The organism is Lactiplantibacillus sp. B652 (assembly GCF_023806745.1).
Lineage (GTDB): Bacteria > Bacillota > Bacilli > Lactobacillales > Lactobacillaceae > Lactiplantibacillus > Lactiplantibacillus pentosus.
In genome coordinates this window covers 213364-228162 of sequence record NZ_JAMSKY010000003.1, presented here as the reverse complement: position 1 = coordinate 228162, position 14799 = coordinate 213364, and the positions used below count along the sequence as shown (strand labels likewise).

Genomic DNA, 14799 nt, shown 5'->3' with positions numbered 1-14799 from the left:
ACGTCGCATATACAATCATTATACACATTTTCCGCCACAAGCAGGAGCATCTGCGCTTAATTGCCCAAAGCGATTCACTGTTCGTGCGTCGTGGTATGCGGATAAAAATAAGCCAATGTTCGCTCACCGGCATGCCCGTCATTGCGCGTGTTCCATAATTGGTTAAAATTAGTCAACTGCATCGGCTGTGCCGGCGCTGCCAAGACTTGGTTCAACTCGGCCATCGTCGTCACCATTGGCCCCGGCGCCCACTCCTTGAAATCCGCTTGTAAGCCAACTTCTCGTTCATAATGTTGCCAATCAAAGACATAAAAAATCATTTTTTGGCAATTTGGTAAGAGCGCATAGTCAAAAACGACCGATGAATAATCACTAATAAGGGTGCTTGCGACCGTCAACAATTCATCCGTACTAAATTCTGGAACCAACGTCACCTGGTCAGGAAAGCGGGCTTGCAAGTCGCGCTCCTGACTGGCGAGGTGCGGATGCAATTTGATAATCAGCCGTTGATTGGCCCGCAACTGCAATTGGTCAAAATCCGTTGGCAATGCAAATTGCACCCCCGCCCGATAAGTTGGCGCATACAAAATAACTTCCTGTTGTTTAAAATCTGGGTAACGCTGATAAATAGCCGCAGCCGTCTGCTGAACCCATTTTGACTGCCGATAACGGTCTGAACGCGGATACCCGAGCACCCGCATCCGTGCCATCGGGACATGGTAACTGTCCGCAAAGACTTGCCCCATCTTGTCCGCACCGACAACGTAATCGGTAATCTGATTATAGACGGCTTGAAACCGCCGTTGGTCCCCAGCTGAACGTTTGACCGTCTGCGGGTCGCCCCACCCAAAGGTCTTCACCGCCCCAGCCGCATGCCAGAGCTGGATCATGCGCTGATTTGGCCGTCTAGTCAGACCAGCGGTAAACGCATAGTAGTTATCCAGATAAATATCGGCTGCCCGGGTCAAAACGGGTACCCCGTGCAAGGCAAAGCCGATCGAGTCTTGAAACGGCTGCGTTGCGATGCCTTCCGCTGCCAGCTGTTTAGCACCGGCTTGCGCACCCGGTAAATAATAGACCGTCACCCGCTGTGGCAATCGGTCAGCCAACTGTCGAATGAAGTCTAAATTGTCGGCAAAGCTCATCAGATAGATCACCTGATCCGTTGATTTGAAGTGTGCCAACCATGAGACGATCCGCACTAACCAAATATAAATTATTTTTTTCACGCTTGTCTTCCCTTCATTGCCATGTCAATGCATACGATACGTTTCATTCATATTGCAGCTCACGCGAAAGACCGGTATTTAAGACGTGGGAGGTTAGCTTAAATCTGTGTCCTCACCGGCCATTGTCCAGAATACTTGTAAGCCGCTGTATGACGAACCTACAACTGCAGTTTTACGCTAATTCGCTTTGTTTCCAGCGGGTCTATGCTGGCTGTTTTGAACTAAAAAATTGGCATGCTTTGAACATGATTCGTGCTAAATAACAACTAGCACAATGCGTGTGTATTATATAACAAATTGTTATTTCCAAGCTAGTCCTTTGGGCCGGTTCGAACACCTGACAACCATTGATAGCCGGCTGCTGGCACAAAAATTTACAATAAAAAAGCCGCGCATTTAGACCGTAATAACTGCTAAATGCGCGGCGCTTAACTTCATCATAGCTGATAAGTCATGTTGATACCCATGACTATGGTTTTGGCTCGTAAAAATGCCCCAAAATCTTGACAGTGTCGGAAATGCTGACAAAGGCGTGCGGGTCTGATTCCGCCATCGCCGCCTTCAGCTCACCCATTTCATAACGCGTGATAACCGTAAAGAGAATCGTCTTATCATCGTGTTGATAGGCCCCTTCAGCGTTATGGACGATGGTCACCCCGCGACGAATGCGGTTTTGAACACTATCGATCACCGTTTTCGGTCGACTGGTAATAATCATCACCTGCATCTTTTGTTGGCGAGTATAAGTCATATCCATGACGCGGCCGTTGACAAACAAGCCCAATGCGGAGTAGAACGCGTATGGCCACCCGTAAACAAAGCCGGCCGCGATGACGATAATCGAGTTGAAGGCCATGTTGATGGTCCCGATGCTACGCCCAGTTTTGCGACGTAACACGATTCCAATAATATCTAGCCCACCGGTCGAAATCCCGTTTTTGAGCGCCGTCCCAGTCCCAAAACCGTTGACCGCACCCCCGAAAATCGCACAAATAATCGGGTCATGGGTTAAGCCAACTGGGGCAATCAGTTTAATCATAATACTGGACAACGTTACGGCTAAGAACGTATATAGCGTGAATTTATGTCCAATTGAACGCCATGCGATAATGAACATCGGCACGTTCAAAATAAACAGTAATGCCGCGGTCGAGACCTGAATCGGAAGAAACTTAGTCATTAAACTATTGATTAATTGAGCCAACCCGGTAATCCCTGATGAATAAATATGCCCGGGCGTCCAGAAATAGTTCATGGCGATTGAAACTAAAATGGCGTAAATAAAAGCCGTCGACGCTTTGACCACGTCGCGATGATGCTTGGATAACTGCTGAAAATCATCCATGAATAGTGTGCGCTCCTTTACGTTTTTGCTTCCGTTATTGTAACACGCCTAACCGCGGACGACCGGCCTTTTGCAGTATTCTGCTAGAAGTCTCACGTTTCTCAGTGAAATCACATTATCAAGGTCGACGCACGTTAAATCAACTTCTGATCATGTCCACTGACTGGGACCTCATTGCGCGTCAAAAGTCCCGTTTTGTCCGTAACTAATCCACTTTTGGTGCATCCGCCCATTGCTTGGCAATAAAATCAGCGCGGCCGCCAGCTTCTTGTTCGGCATACACGACCGGATTATTTTTGTAAAAACGCTGGTGACGAGCTTCAGCCGGATAAAATGGCTGGGCGTCTTCAATACTAGTCACGATTGGCTTATCGAACCGTTCACTGGCTTGTAATGCCCGTTTAGACGCTTCCGCGATTTCGCGCTGCTCAGGACTATTGACGAAGATGACTGGCCGATAATTATCACCACGGTCTTGGAACTGGCCCATTGCATCCGTGGGGTCCGTTTGATGCCAATAAATGGTCACAAGGTCCGCATAACTGATAACTGCCGGATCAAAGGTAATTTTGACCGCTTCAGTATGCCCGGTCGTGTGTGATTTGACTTGCTCGTATGTCGGATTTTTCGTGTGTCCGCCGGTATAACCCGAGACGACACTTTCAATGCCAGGCTGACTGTCGAACGGTTGGACCATGCACCAAAAACATCCGCCCGCAAAAATTGCTGTTTCCATGAGAATCCCTCCAACTAAATATTAATATAAATCTAACACTAATCAAAAAGAACGTCCATTACTGAACGTCCTTTCCATCATGATTATTCAACTGAATCGTCGTCATCATCATCCGTCACAGGATGCGTAATCGTCAAATCCAAGTCGGTCAATTGTTGATCAGCAACTCGTGCTGGTGCGCTAGTCATTGGTTCAGAAGCTTTCGAGTTCTTAGGGAACGCGATCACTTCACGAATGTTATCCTTACCAGCAAGCAGCATGGCGAACCGGTCTAATCCGATTGCCAAACCGCCATGAGGTGGAAAGCCCATGTCAAGCGCATCTAGCAAGAAGCCAAATTGTTCTTTGGCCCGTTCTGGCGTGAAGTCCAATGCCCGGAACATCTTTTCTTGGAGTTCACGAGTGTGGATACGGATTGAGCCGCCACCTAATTCATAACCATTTAAAATAATGTCATATGATTGTGCGTGAGCTTGGTGTGGGTCTTCGCCCTCATCCAAGTAGTGCACATCTTCTTCATTTGGCATCGTGAATGGATGGTGGGCTGGAACCCAACGTTCGATGCCTTCATCATATTCGAACAATGGCCAGTCAACGACCCACAAGTAGGCGTATTGATTTTCGTCAATCAAATCAAGTTCCTTGGCGATGGCCTTCCGGAGATAGCCGAGCGTGTCAGAAACCACTTTGAAACTGTCAGCAGCAAATAGCAACAAGTCGCCCGCTTTGGCCCCGGCAGCAGTCGTGATTGCTTCAAAGTCCCCGTCATTCTTAAAGAACTTCGCCACTGGACCGCTGAAGCCGTCGTCAGTGACCTTCATCCAGGCTAAGCCCTTTGCGCCAAAGCGTTTGACATAGTCCGTATAGGCATCGATCTGCTTACGTGAATAATGGTCAGCCCCGCCAGGAACGGCAATCGCCTTGACCATACCACCATTTTCAAGTGCATTATCAAAGACCTTGAAACCAGCCTTAGCGACCGCTGTGCTCATGTCTTTTAATTCCATACCGAACCGCACGTCTGGCTTTTCAGAACCAAACCGGTCCATGGCTTCTTGCCAAGTGAGGCGGGTAAATGGCGTCTTGATGTCGATGCCTTTGACCTGCTTCATGACTTGTTTGATCAAGCCTTCGGTGTATGACTGGATCTCTTCAGCGCTCAAGAAAGACGTTTCCATATCGATCTGGGTGAATTCTGGTTGGCGGTCACCACGTAAGTCTTCGTCCCGGAAACAACGGGCAATTTGATAGTAGCGGTCAAAACCGGCACCCATCAATAATTGCTTAAATAACTGGGGTGATTGTGGTAAGGCATAGAAATGGCCTTGGTGCACCCGTGATGGCACTAAGTAGTCCCGGGCCCCTTCAGGCGTTGACTTAGTCAAGAATGGCGTTTCAATGTCGTAAAAGCCATTGGCGTCAAAGTAACTGTGGACCGCTTGGGTAATGCCATTACGAATCTTCAAGCTCCGTTGCATTTCAGGCCGGCGTAAGTCTAAGTAGCGATATTTCAACCGTAATTCATCCGACACATTGATGTCATCTTGAATATAAAATGGCGGTGTCTTGGCCTTGTTCAAAATCTTAGCGTCGTGGACTTCAACTTCCACCTTACCTGATTTCATCCGGTCAGTCACAGCTTTGGCGTCCCGATTAACCACCGTTCCTTGGACTTCGATCACGTATTCGCCCCGTAATTCATCAGCAACTGCTAATGCATCCGCTGAGAATTCCTGACTGAACACTAATTGAACAATGCCTTCACGGTCCCGTAAATCAATAAAAATCAGATTACCAAGGTCGCGCCGCTTTTGGACCCAACCTTGTAAGGTGACCGTTTGGCCTAAATAATCTTCATTAATAAGGCCTGCATATGTGGTTCGTTTCATAACATGCTTCCTCCTTCTTCTCTTTCGGCAAACTTGCCGTCTCTCATTACTTATCTAAAACTTGGTGCGCATCTTGATAAATATCGGCCATTGCAACCTTGGTCTCATCACCAGTTGCCATTGCCTTTAAATTAACGGCTTGTTCGGCTAATTCAGCTTCACCAACCGTCATCGTGTAACGGGCATTCAAGCGATCAGCACTCTTAAACTGTGCTTTTGGCTTGCGGTCCAAGTAATCCCGTTCAGCCTTGTAACCAGCGGCCCGTAACGCCTGAACGAGTTTCAAAGTCGTGGCGCTGGCTTCGTCGCCGATACCAACGACGTAAACATCCAGTTGGTCATCAGTTGGGACTTCAATGTTTTCGGCGTCCATCAACACTAACAGCCGTTCGACACCTAAACCAAAGCCAACACCTGAGACTTCAGGGCCACCGAGTTCCTTAACTAACCCGTTGTACCGGCCACCAGCACAAATCGTCGTGTAACCTTTGCCGAGTGCTTTGGAATGCGTCATGATTTCAAAAATCGTGTGGTTGTAATAATCCAACCCGCGGACCATCGTTGCGTCAATTTCGTATGGAATGTCGAGCGCATCCAAGTACGTCTTGGTCTGATCAAAGTGCTCCTGAGCTTCAGGCGTCAAATAATCTAGGATCGATGGCGCATCGGCCACGAACTGTTGATCTTCTGGTGCCTTACTATCCAGTACCCGCAATGGATTCTTGTGGAGCCGTTCCTTAGAATCATCACTCAATTCGTCAAAGTGTGGTTCCAAGTAATCGATCAGTGCTTGGCGGTAGTCATCACGCGTCTGTTGGTCTCCCAGCGTATTGATAACTAATTTTAAGTCGTTGAGGCCAAACTTCTTGAGCAAGTTGAATCCCATTGCAATCACTTCAACGTCTAGCGCGGCGCTTTCACTCCCAAAGGCTTCGACCCCGAGTTGATGGAATTCACGTAACCGACCAGATTGTGGCCGTTCATAGCGGAACATTGGTCCCATATAATAGACTTTATAAGGTTTTAAAACTTGTGGCCCATATAATTTGTTTTCGACAAATGCACGGACCACGCCGGCCGTACCTTCTGGCCGTAACGTAATGTGCCGATCACCCTTATCGTGAAAATCATACATTTCCTTAGTCACGATATCTGATGTGTCGCCAGCTGAACGTGAGAAGACTTCAAAGTTTTCAAACATTGGTGTGCGAATTTCTTTAAACTGATAAGTTTTGAAGACGGCGCGGGCCGTTGCTTCAACGTATTGCCATTTTTCACTATCGCCAGGCAAAATGTCGGCGGTGCCTTTAGGCCGTTGATATCTCATTAATTGGTTCCTCCCTTTGATTGCAATCGACAAAAAAAGCGCCCTTGATTATTTACCAAGGGCGCAATTGCGCGGTACCACCTTTATTGAGTACTAATTGATAACGTCTGTAATCACAGGCGGAACGCTGCCGTTCACCTCAAAAGCGTCTCCTCATTGCTCACTATCCGGAATTCTCAGCACTACCGGTCTCTGGTTAAAGTGTGGCACAATGCTCTTACTTTCTCTGCGGTCGATTGATTAATATATGGTTAAAGTTACACGAAATTCGCTTAAAAGTCAACGACTCTCGTTAAATTTCTGCCAAGTTTTCGTCGCGTGCTGATTTTTTTGGTATACTATTTGCAGCACTTTAAATTGCAATTATCTTAAATTTAGTTGGTGACAATCCATGCAAGTTCTTAAACAATTTTGGCGTCAAATTACCGTGACCGTGATTTTTATTGGCCTGGTAATTGGATTCGTGATCTTACTAGCGACCAACAATACGGCCACCGTTAATATCGCGAACGTCAATATCCGGAATGGTCCCGGGATGAGTTATGCCATCGAAGATACCACGGCCAAAGGGACAAAAGTCCACATTATGAAACGCAAGAATAATTGGTTATACGTTCGCTATGCTGATCATAAATTTGGCTGGATCGCCAGCTGGCTCGTCAATGAACACAACAGTCAGTTAGCGAAGACCACTAAGATTTCGGACGCCACCATCGTTTTAGACCCCGGCCACGGTGGTTCCGATTCCGGCGCCCTCTCCAATAAGGGCAAGATGGAAAAAACGTATACGCTACGGGTCGCTAAAGCAGTGGCTAAAAAGCTACGGGCAGCTGGTGCCCACGTCGTCCTGACACGTGATAGTGATAAATACGTTGGTCTCAGCGCGCGTCCGGCCATCGCCAACAAGTTGCATGCAGATGCCTTCATTAGTTTCCACTTTGATAGTTCACCGGAAAAAAATACCGCATCTGGGATTACGACTTATTACTATCACAAGTCCACCTCGCTGGCATTAGCCAAGGCGTTAAATAGTAAAGTTGAAGGTCTGCCGCTCCCAAGTAAAGGGACTGAATTCGGTGACTTCTTAGTTATCCGTGATAACTCGCGACCATCCGTCTTGATGGAACTCGGCTATATCAATGATAAATCCGACTTCAAGACGATCAGTTCTAAGAAGTATCCACAAGAAGTCGCACACGCCGTCTATGCTGGTCTCAGTACTTACTTTGCGAACCAATAATCTTAGTCACAGTTAGTCACAGCTTGCCTTATAGACGTGACCAGCATTACTGCACACTTCAAGCCGCTTCAAGAATCCATGTTGATTCTTGAAGCGGCTTTTTAATGTTTCTCAATAGGACTTGGTACTAACAAATTGGTACCGTTGCTCAGGTCGTCCCTCTTTAAACGACACAATTAGTCCACTTCAATTGTGCTTCACAACCTACTGCGTTACAGTAATCATAAACAGACCATCAGCGAACGTGTTATGCTGATTGCGAATTAGCATTAAGAATGATTGAAACGTGCCAATTTCTAAGTTCAAGTGCTGCCAGCTGAGACCCGCTGGAAAAAGTGCGACTTAGCGTAAACTTGCTGTTGTGGAGACGTCCTAGGCCGGCTTCCAGGCATTCTGGGCAATGGCCGTAACGTGGTGGACGCAGATTTAAGCCGACAGCCCACGTCTTAAATACTGGTCTTTCACGCTGGCTGCGATATGGACGAAACGTGTTCGGGTCAGACAGTGACTTCCGGTTAGCTACGCCAGAACGCCAAGCGGAAGTTCGCCGCTTAACGCTCTAGCTAGGCTAATCCTCAGTCCCAACCCGTCTGAACCTCACACTCTGAAAATACTTGGCCTTGCCCAGAACACCTTCCAGCCTGGATAGTATTCGAAAGGCGGACATGTGCGTACCCAACCTTTTGTACGATTAGTCGTTGGTTCCGTTGTACACAGTCATCTTGATATTTAAGTGTCAGACAGTTTGCTAATAATCGCTAAACTTTCTTACCCATATTTTAATGCTTCGGATACACGGCTTCATTGAACTTGTCAGGACTTTTGTTAGTCGTCTGAGATAACAAAGTCTTGAATTTTAAGCGGCGGCATTTTTATCGACTGATTTGGCTAGTTGCCATTGAAATTTGTGGCATTGAGATGAGTAAATAATATTCAGGCAATCGTCTCAATAATTAAACGCTATAAGTCTTTACCGATACCAACTAAAAGTTTGCCTGAAGGACCAGTCATCTAATAATCAGTGGTCAATTGTACCCAGATAGGCGGTCGTTCATCTGCCATTCGAGCGGGTTCCCGACCGGAGGGGCTGGCTGACAATGTTCAAGGGCGAAGTTCTTCTTGTCCGGGCGGGTTTCCCGAGCTAGAAGAAGACTCGTATTTGAAATTGCGCAGTGATCTTCTGCGTGAGTTCAAATCGATGTCCGCCCTGTTCCAGCGTTGTCAGCCAGCCCCGGAGGTCGGACTAAGACAATCACCGGCAGACGAACAACAATCTGCCCAATCGGCACGTTTCAATCATGATTCATGACAAATAATTAGCATGATATGTTCAGCTTGAGCTTTGTTAGGAGGTTCTTTTGATGCAATTAACAACAAAATGGTTAGCGCAACTGCCCGTGTCCGAGATCACCCGCGCCATTCCAGTCAGTGGTGGTGATATTAACGCCGCGTTTCGAATCGAGACGGCGGACCAGTCGTATTTTTTGAAGGTCCAACCACAGCGCGATGAACGCTTTTTTGCCCATGAAATCGCTGGGTTACGTTTACTAGGTGCCGTCATCACTACCCCACAAGTGATTGCCACCGGGACGATTGACGGTGATGGCTATCTAGTACTCAGTTGGTTAGACTCTGGTACTGGTAGTCAGTACGCCCTCGGTCAAGCCGTTGCGGCCGTTCACCAGCAACATCAAGCACAGTTTGGTCTCGACCATGACTTTACATTTGGAAAGCTCCCCAAAATTAATCATTGGCAGTCCGATTGGGCCACTTTTTACACGGAACAACGCTTAGATGTATTAGTCAAGTTGGCTTCACAGAACCACTTGTGGTCTACAAATCGTGAACACCATTATCAACGGCTCCGCCAAGAACTACTAGCAGACCCTTACATGCATCAAGTTCAGCCGAGCCTATTACACGGTGATTTATGGTCCGGCAATTATCTGTTTACGTCGACAGGCACCCCGGCGTTGATTGACCCAGATGTCTTTTATGGTGACCGTGAGATGGATCTCGCAATGACGACCATTTTCGGTGGTTTCGACGAAGATTTTTATCGTGGCTATCAAGCAGCCTATCCATTAGCCCCTGGGAGTCAGCAGCGACTGCCACGCTACCAGCTGTACTACTTGCTCGCACACCTCAACTTGTTTGGTGAGACCTATGGACCGGCCGTGGACCACATTCTAGACCAATACTAGCTGTAGCGTGATTCAACTTGCCTACACTGCCATCACCATCAACCGACACGAGCATCATCTCAACAGGAAAAGCCCCGTCACTAGCACCACATGTGAAATGTCGCTAGTAACGAGGCTTTTATATTGTCTTATTCAACTGATCTACAAAATAGGCGCAATTTAGCGGACCAGCGGTAACAGTTCATTCAAATCAGTAACTTGAGCCTCAGGCGCACTAGTCACATGGATCAGCCGGTCAATATCAAACAAGTAGCCGGCAATACCAGCGTTGTGGCCCGCATCAATATCCAAATTACGATCACCCACCATGACTGCTTGGTGGCGGTCAACCTGGTGCTTATCTAATAAATAATTCAGCGCAGCGGGATCTGGTTTACGTGGAAACGGCTGCGCGGCAGTGACGGCATCCGTAAAATACTGCGCCAATCCTGCTTCTTGTAGGTAAACTTGGGCCTGTTCATTCCGATGGGTCATCAAATAGTTATGACCACCGACTGCGACGACGCGTTCCAGGACGGCCTGAGCACCATCAAACGCGGCCGGATGTTGTTGCAGTTGCGGTTCAAAACGTTGATAACCCGCCCGCAGTTCATGCCAGTCCCAGCCATATTGGTTGGCCACGGTCCGTTCAGCATAACCGACGGACTGTTGCCGCATTAGTTGATAAGTTGCTTCAGCGGTAATCGTGCCCCCTAATTCAGTCACTGCCCGCTGAAAGGCTTTGACCATTGCCGGGTACGTATCCAGCAAAGTTCCGTCTAAGTCCCATAAAAATTCGCGCATGATTCTCCTCCTAAAGTTAATTGGGTGACGCAAAAAGCCGAAAGTACCGTAATTGGTCTTTCAGCTTAATGGTTAGCGTTGGTCCGTATCGTAACAAATCGTCACGGGACCATCATTCGTTAATGACACTTGCATATCGGCACCGAATTCCCCAGTTGCCACTTGAACCCCGCCGGCAGCAAGTTGTTGATTGAATGTATCATACAATTTGCTAGCAGTATCAGGATCACCAGCATCCGTAAAACTCGGGCGATTGCCGTGGCGCGTGTCCGCATAGAGCGTAAATTGCGAAATCGATAAAATGGCGCCACCAACTTGTTGGACATTTAGGTTCAGCTTACCCGCATCATCACTAAAAATCCGCAAGTTCAAAATTTTGTGGGTCAGATAGTCGAGTTCGGCCTGGCCGTCACCATCTTCAAATCCCACTAATAGCACTAGGCCGTGGTCAATGGCGCCTTTAACCTGGCCATCAATCGTGACTTGAGCTTGTCGTGCGCGTTGAACAACTACTCGCATTGTAACCTCCTAAAACATCTTCCGTTCGACGACGTAAACATCTTGAACATTTTTTAGGCTATCCACGATTCGTTGCAAGTGTTCAAGATTTCGAACGCCCAACGAAACGCTAATAATCACCATCTTGTTATGGTCAACTTTCCCATTGACGTTCGTTAAGAACTTGGTGTGATTATTGATAACCTTCAAAACATCATTCAACATGCCATTGCGGTTATAGCCTTGAATTTCGAGGTCGGAATTATAATTAGTCCGATCACCCTCAGGATTCTCCCATTCCACGTCAATCAAGCGCTCACCATTTGCTTCGGCGCTCTTGACGTTAGGACAGTCGACCCGGTGAACGGAGACCCCGCGACCCTTGGTAATATAACCGACGATGTCATCACCCGGAATTGGCGAACAACAGTGGCTCAGGCGAACCAGCAAGTTGTCGACACCCTGGATAATGACCCCGCCTGAAGAAGAAACTTTTTGACGTTTACGTTCTTGTTTCTCCTGTTCTTCATGCTGCTGATCTTTCGACTTCTTCTTGGTCGAAGATTCGGTTGAATCAGCCAGGATGGCTTCTTCTCGTTCGCGTTGACGGGTTGCTTCCCTTTCTTTACGCACATCGCTCGTTAAACGATTAGCAATCCCCACAGGTTGAATGTCCCCAAAACCCAGGGCAGCAAATAAGTCGTCTTCGCCCGAATAATGCATTTTCTGTGCGACCGCGGTCATCTTTTCCTTGGTCATGACTTCTTTGGGGTTGAATTCTAAATCACGTAGCTGCTTTTCGAGCATCTCGCGACCTGAAATAATATTTTCTTCCCGATCAGCATTCCGGAAGAATTGCTTGATTTTATTACGGGCCCGGCGCGTATAAACTAACTTCTGCCAGTCACGACTAGGACCAGTCGAACTAGTCGACGTTAAAATATCAACAATGTCACCGTTCTTGATCTGATAATCCAACGGCACGATTTTACCATTGACCTTGGCACCAGTCGTATGATTGCCGACTTCGGTGTGAATCGAATAAGCCATATCGAGTGGTCCAGCACCCTTTGGTAATTCAGTCACATCACCCTTAGGCGTAAACGCGTAGACCCGGTCACTGAAGAGGTCGCCTTTAACGCCTTCCATAAAGTCGGCGGCGTCCTTACTTTCGTCCTGTAATTCGATAATTTCCTTAACCAGGTTCAACTTATTACCAGATTGTGTTTCTTGAACCTCGTCACGTTTACCTTCCTTATAAGCCCAGTGTGCCGCAACCCCATATTCAGCCACACGGTGCATTTCAAAGGTCCGGATTTGGATTTCCAACGGTTTGCCTTCTGGACCGACAACTGTCGTATGCAGCGATTGGTACATGTTGGCTTTGGGCATCGCAATGTAGTCCTTAAAACGACCAGGCATGGGTTTCCACTGCGTATGAATCGCCCCAAGCACCGCATAACAGTCCTTGATGGAATCAACGACCACCCGAATCGCCAACAAATCATAAAGTTGACTAAATTGCTTGTGCTTGTCACGCATCTTTTTATAAATCGAATAGATATGCTTCGGCCGGCCATAAATCTCCGCCTCAGGCAATTCCAAATCATGGAGCGCCTTTTGAATATCCTGAATGGCGATCTCAATGTATTTTTCGCGGTCTTCGCGCCGTGAATTCATCAGATGAACGATTCGATAGTACTGTTGAGGGTTCAAGTATCTTAGGGAAATATCTTCTAGTTCCCATTTAATCGTACTAATCCCTAAGCGGTCTGCGATTGGCGCGTAAATTTCCAAGGTTTCATTGGCGATTCGCCGCTGCTTATCAGGACGTAAATGTTGCAATGTCCGCATATTGTGTAACCGGTCTGCCAATTTGACGATCATCACACGAATATCCTTGGACATCGCAAGCAACAGTTTCCGGTGATTTTCAGCCAGCTGTTCCTTATTCGACTTGTAACGAATCTTACCAAGCTTCGTGACGCCATCGACAATCACGGCAACATCATGGCCGAACAATTCTTCGACGTCACCTAACGTTACACCGGTGTCTTCAACGACATCGTGCAAGAAACCCGACGCCACCGTTTCTGGATCCATTTTTAACTCGGCTAAAATTCCAGCAACCTGAATCGGGTGCATAATATACGGCTCACCTGATTGGCGATACTGATCCTTATGCACGTAGGTTGCAAAATCACACGCACGTTTAACCAGTGCCACGTGATCACTATTCATATACTCTTGGACCATGTCCAGGACATCCTGAGCAGTCCATGTAGGCTGTTTGGGCATTTTATCACCACGACTTCCACAAAGATTCTATTTGATAAAAGGCACGCGAGGTTCCCACCCAACGTGCCTTGACAACCGTTTTAACGCAAACTTGCGCGGGGACCAGTTAACCCGTATGCTAAGTAGGATATGCCTAAATCAACTAATGCTAAATAATAGACATAGGTTGGGAAAAACAAGTACAGCCCAACAAAGCAGCCGACTGGAAATAACCAGACGAGCCAACCAGTACGTGCGGTACGGCGAATTTGCCAACCCACCATGGCAGCTAACAGGAAATCGACGACAAAGAGTAGCCAAACGATTTGATGAAAACGACTGACACTTAAGAGTTTCAGTAACCATGGTAATACGATTCCAACGACAAGCGCAATCAGCCAATACTGGCCATTAAACTTACGAAACTTTTCCGTCAAACTAACTCCCTCGCTTACGCTTTATTGCCAAATGACTATGATTATTAATTGTACACCACCGACCATAAAATTACACTAGTTCGCACCAAAAAGAAACACTACTTAACAAGTAAAGTGGCGCAGTTTCGGCACGCATGATCCGTGGTCCTAATCCAACTGGGGTCACCCCGGCCGCTTCTAACTGCGCAACTTCTTGCGGTGCTAGGCCACCTTCAGGCCCAAAAATCGCCAGTAGTCGCTGCGGCGCCGTCATGTGCTTCAAGGTTTGGACCAACCGGCTGCTTTCGCCCTGCTTGGCGGACTCTTCCCAGGCAACAACGCCCTGGTCATAAGTCACGTGGGCCAGCACGCTCGTTAGGTCAGCTTCATATTGAACAGTCGGGATCATGGTTCGATGCGATTGTTCAGCCGCACCCTGGGCAATTTTCGCCAGCCGGGCTAATTTGCGTTCGCGTTTATTCGGCGCCCACTTGGCAACCGTCCACAAACTATCAAAAAACACGAAGGCGCTCGCGCCGAGCTCAGTTCCCCGCTGCACGATCTGCTCGGGTTTATCGCCCTTCGACAGGCCACAGGCAATCGTGACTGGTACCGGTAATTCAACCTGAGGCGTTGTCACTGCGGTAATCTTAGCGACCGCCGTTTGGCCAGTGGTACTTTGCAACGTCGCAATCACGACTTGATGTGCGTCAGTCACAAATTCAGCCGCGTCGCCGGGTTGTGCCCGCATGACTTTAACCCAATGCTTGACGGTATCGCCGTCAATCGTGAAGGTCTGACCAACGCGCGCGTCGATTGGGGCGTTTAAAAAATATCGTTGCATGTCCAGTCCTC

At 47.7% G+C, this 14799-nt stretch carries 12 protein-coding genes; 2 read left to right on the top strand and 10 right to left on the bottom strand.

The window, feature by feature from the left end; all coding sequences use genetic code 11:
* Positions 1-74: 74 nt before the first annotated feature.
* The 5 genes from MZO40_RS05860 to hisS all read right to left on the bottom strand — a co-directional run bounded on the left by MZO40_RS05860 (position 75) and on the right by hisS (position 6526).
* Complete coding sequence (locus MZO40_RS05860; RefSeq protein ID WP_105961709.1) at positions 75-1229, bottom strand: CDP-glycerol glycerophosphotransferase family protein; 1155 nt, start codon at positions 1227-1229, stop codon at positions 75-77.
* A 469-nt stretch (positions 1230-1698) separates the two neighbouring features.
* Positions 1699-2574 carry a YitT family protein gene (locus MZO40_RS05855; RefSeq protein ID WP_003638919.1) on the bottom strand — a complete coding sequence of 292 codons (876 nt, stop codon included), beginning with the start codon at positions 2572-2574 and terminating at the stop codon, positions 1699-1701.
* A gap of 205 nt (positions 2575-2779) precedes the next feature.
* Positions 2780-3310, bottom strand: a complete 531-nt coding sequence (msrA, locus tag MZO40_RS05850; protein WP_050338519.1) for a peptide-methionine (S)-S-oxide reductase MsrA — start codon at positions 3308-3310, stop codon at positions 2780-2782.
* 83 nt (positions 3311-3393) lie between these two features.
* Positions 3394-5199 (bottom strand): aspartate--tRNA ligase, encoded by a 1806-nt coding sequence (gene aspS, locus MZO40_RS05845; RefSeq protein WP_003638921.1) that lies wholly within the window; start codon positions 5197-5199, stop codon positions 3394-3396.
* A 46-nt stretch (positions 5200-5245) separates the two neighbouring features.
* Positions 5246-6526, bottom strand: coding sequence for a histidine--tRNA ligase (gene hisS, locus MZO40_RS05840; RefSeq protein WP_050338517.1), 1281 nt, complete (start codon positions 6524-6526; stop codon positions 5246-5248).
* Positions 6527-6917: 391 nt separating this feature from the next.
* On the opposite strand from hisS, the gene MZO40_RS05835 reads away from it, so the two are divergent.
* Together MZO40_RS05835 and MZO40_RS05830 are read left to right on the top strand one after the other, a co-directional pair.
* On the top strand, positions 6918-7766 hold the full coding sequence (locus MZO40_RS05835) for an N-acetylmuramoyl-L-alanine amidase (protein WP_101873389.1): 849 nt from the start codon (positions 6918-6920) through the stop codon (positions 7764-7766).
* A gap of 1361 nt (positions 7767-9127) precedes the next feature.
* The gene (locus MZO40_RS05830; RefSeq protein ID WP_105960978.1) at positions 9128-9970 is read left to right on the top strand and encodes a fructosamine kinase family protein; all 843 of its coding nucleotides are present in this window, start codon (positions 9128-9130) and stop codon (positions 9968-9970) included.
* 159 nt (positions 9971-10129) lie between these two features.
* Here MZO40_RS05830 and MZO40_RS05825 read toward each other — a convergent pair whose 3' ends face one another.
* The 5 genes from MZO40_RS05825 to MZO40_RS05805 all read right to left on the bottom strand — a co-directional run bounded on the left by MZO40_RS05825 (position 10130) and on the right by MZO40_RS05805 (position 14788).
* Entirely contained in the window at positions 10130-10753 is a 624-nt protein-coding gene (locus tag MZO40_RS05825; protein WP_252133154.1) for an HAD family hydrolase, read from the bottom strand.
* A 72-nt stretch (positions 10754-10825) separates the two neighbouring features.
* A complete protein-coding gene (dtd, locus tag MZO40_RS05820; protein ID WP_050338513.1) occupies positions 10826-11272 on the bottom strand; it encodes a D-aminoacyl-tRNA deacylase in 447 nt (148 codons plus the stop codon).
* Positions 11273-11281: 9 nt separating this feature from the next.
* Positions 11282-13549, bottom strand: a complete 2268-nt coding sequence (locus MZO40_RS05815) for a bifunctional (p)ppGpp synthetase/guanosine-3',5'-bis(diphosphate) 3'-pyrophosphohydrolase (RefSeq protein WP_050338512.1) — start codon at positions 13547-13549, stop codon at positions 11282-11284.
* 80 nt (positions 13550-13629) lie between these two features.
* Entirely contained in the window at positions 13630-13965 is a 336-nt protein-coding gene (locus MZO40_RS05810; RefSeq protein ID WP_003638928.1) for a hypothetical protein, read from the bottom strand.
* A 70-nt stretch (positions 13966-14035) separates the two neighbouring features.
* Positions 14036-14788 (bottom strand): 16S rRNA (uracil(1498)-N(3))-methyltransferase, encoded by a 753-nt coding sequence (locus MZO40_RS05805; RefSeq protein WP_088771175.1) that lies wholly within the window; start codon positions 14786-14788, stop codon positions 14036-14038.
* Positions 14789-14799 lie beyond the last annotated feature (11 nt).

Coding starts and splice junctions, on each gene's coding strand:
- MZO40_RS05830 (WP_105960978.1), top strand. CDS start 9,128: ATGCAATTAACAACAAAATGGTTAGCGCAACTGCCCGTGTCCGAGATC.
- MZO40_RS05805 (WP_088771175.1), bottom strand. CDS start 14,788: ATGCAACGATATTTTTTAAACGCCCCAATCGACGCGCGCGTTGGTCAG.
- MZO40_RS05825 (WP_252133154.1), bottom strand. CDS start 10,753: ATGCGCGAATTTTTATGGGACTTAGACGGAACTTTGCTGGATACGTAC.
- hisS (WP_050338517.1), bottom strand. CDS start 6,526: ATGAGATATCAACGGCCTAAAGGCACCGCCGACATTTTGCCTGGCGAT.
- msrA (WP_050338519.1), bottom strand. CDS start 3,310: ATGGAAACAGCAATTTTTGCGGGCGGATGTTTTTGGTGCATGGTCCAA.
- aspS (WP_003638921.1), bottom strand. CDS start 5,199: ATGAAACGAACCACATATGCAGGCCTTATTAATGAAGATTATTTAGGC.
- MZO40_RS05815 (WP_050338512.1), bottom strand. CDS start 13,549: ATGCCCAAACAGCCTACATGGACTGCTCAGGATGTCCTGGACATGGTC.
- dtd (WP_050338513.1), bottom strand. CDS start 11,272: ATGCGAGTAGTTGTTCAACGCGCACGACAAGCTCAAGTCACGATTGAT.
- MZO40_RS05835 (WP_101873389.1), top strand. CDS start 6,918: ATGCAAGTTCTTAAACAATTTTGGCGTCAAATTACCGTGACCGTGATT.
- MZO40_RS05855 (WP_003638919.1), bottom strand. CDS start 2,574: ATGGATGATTTTCAGCAGTTATCCAAGCATCATCGCGACGTGGTCAAA.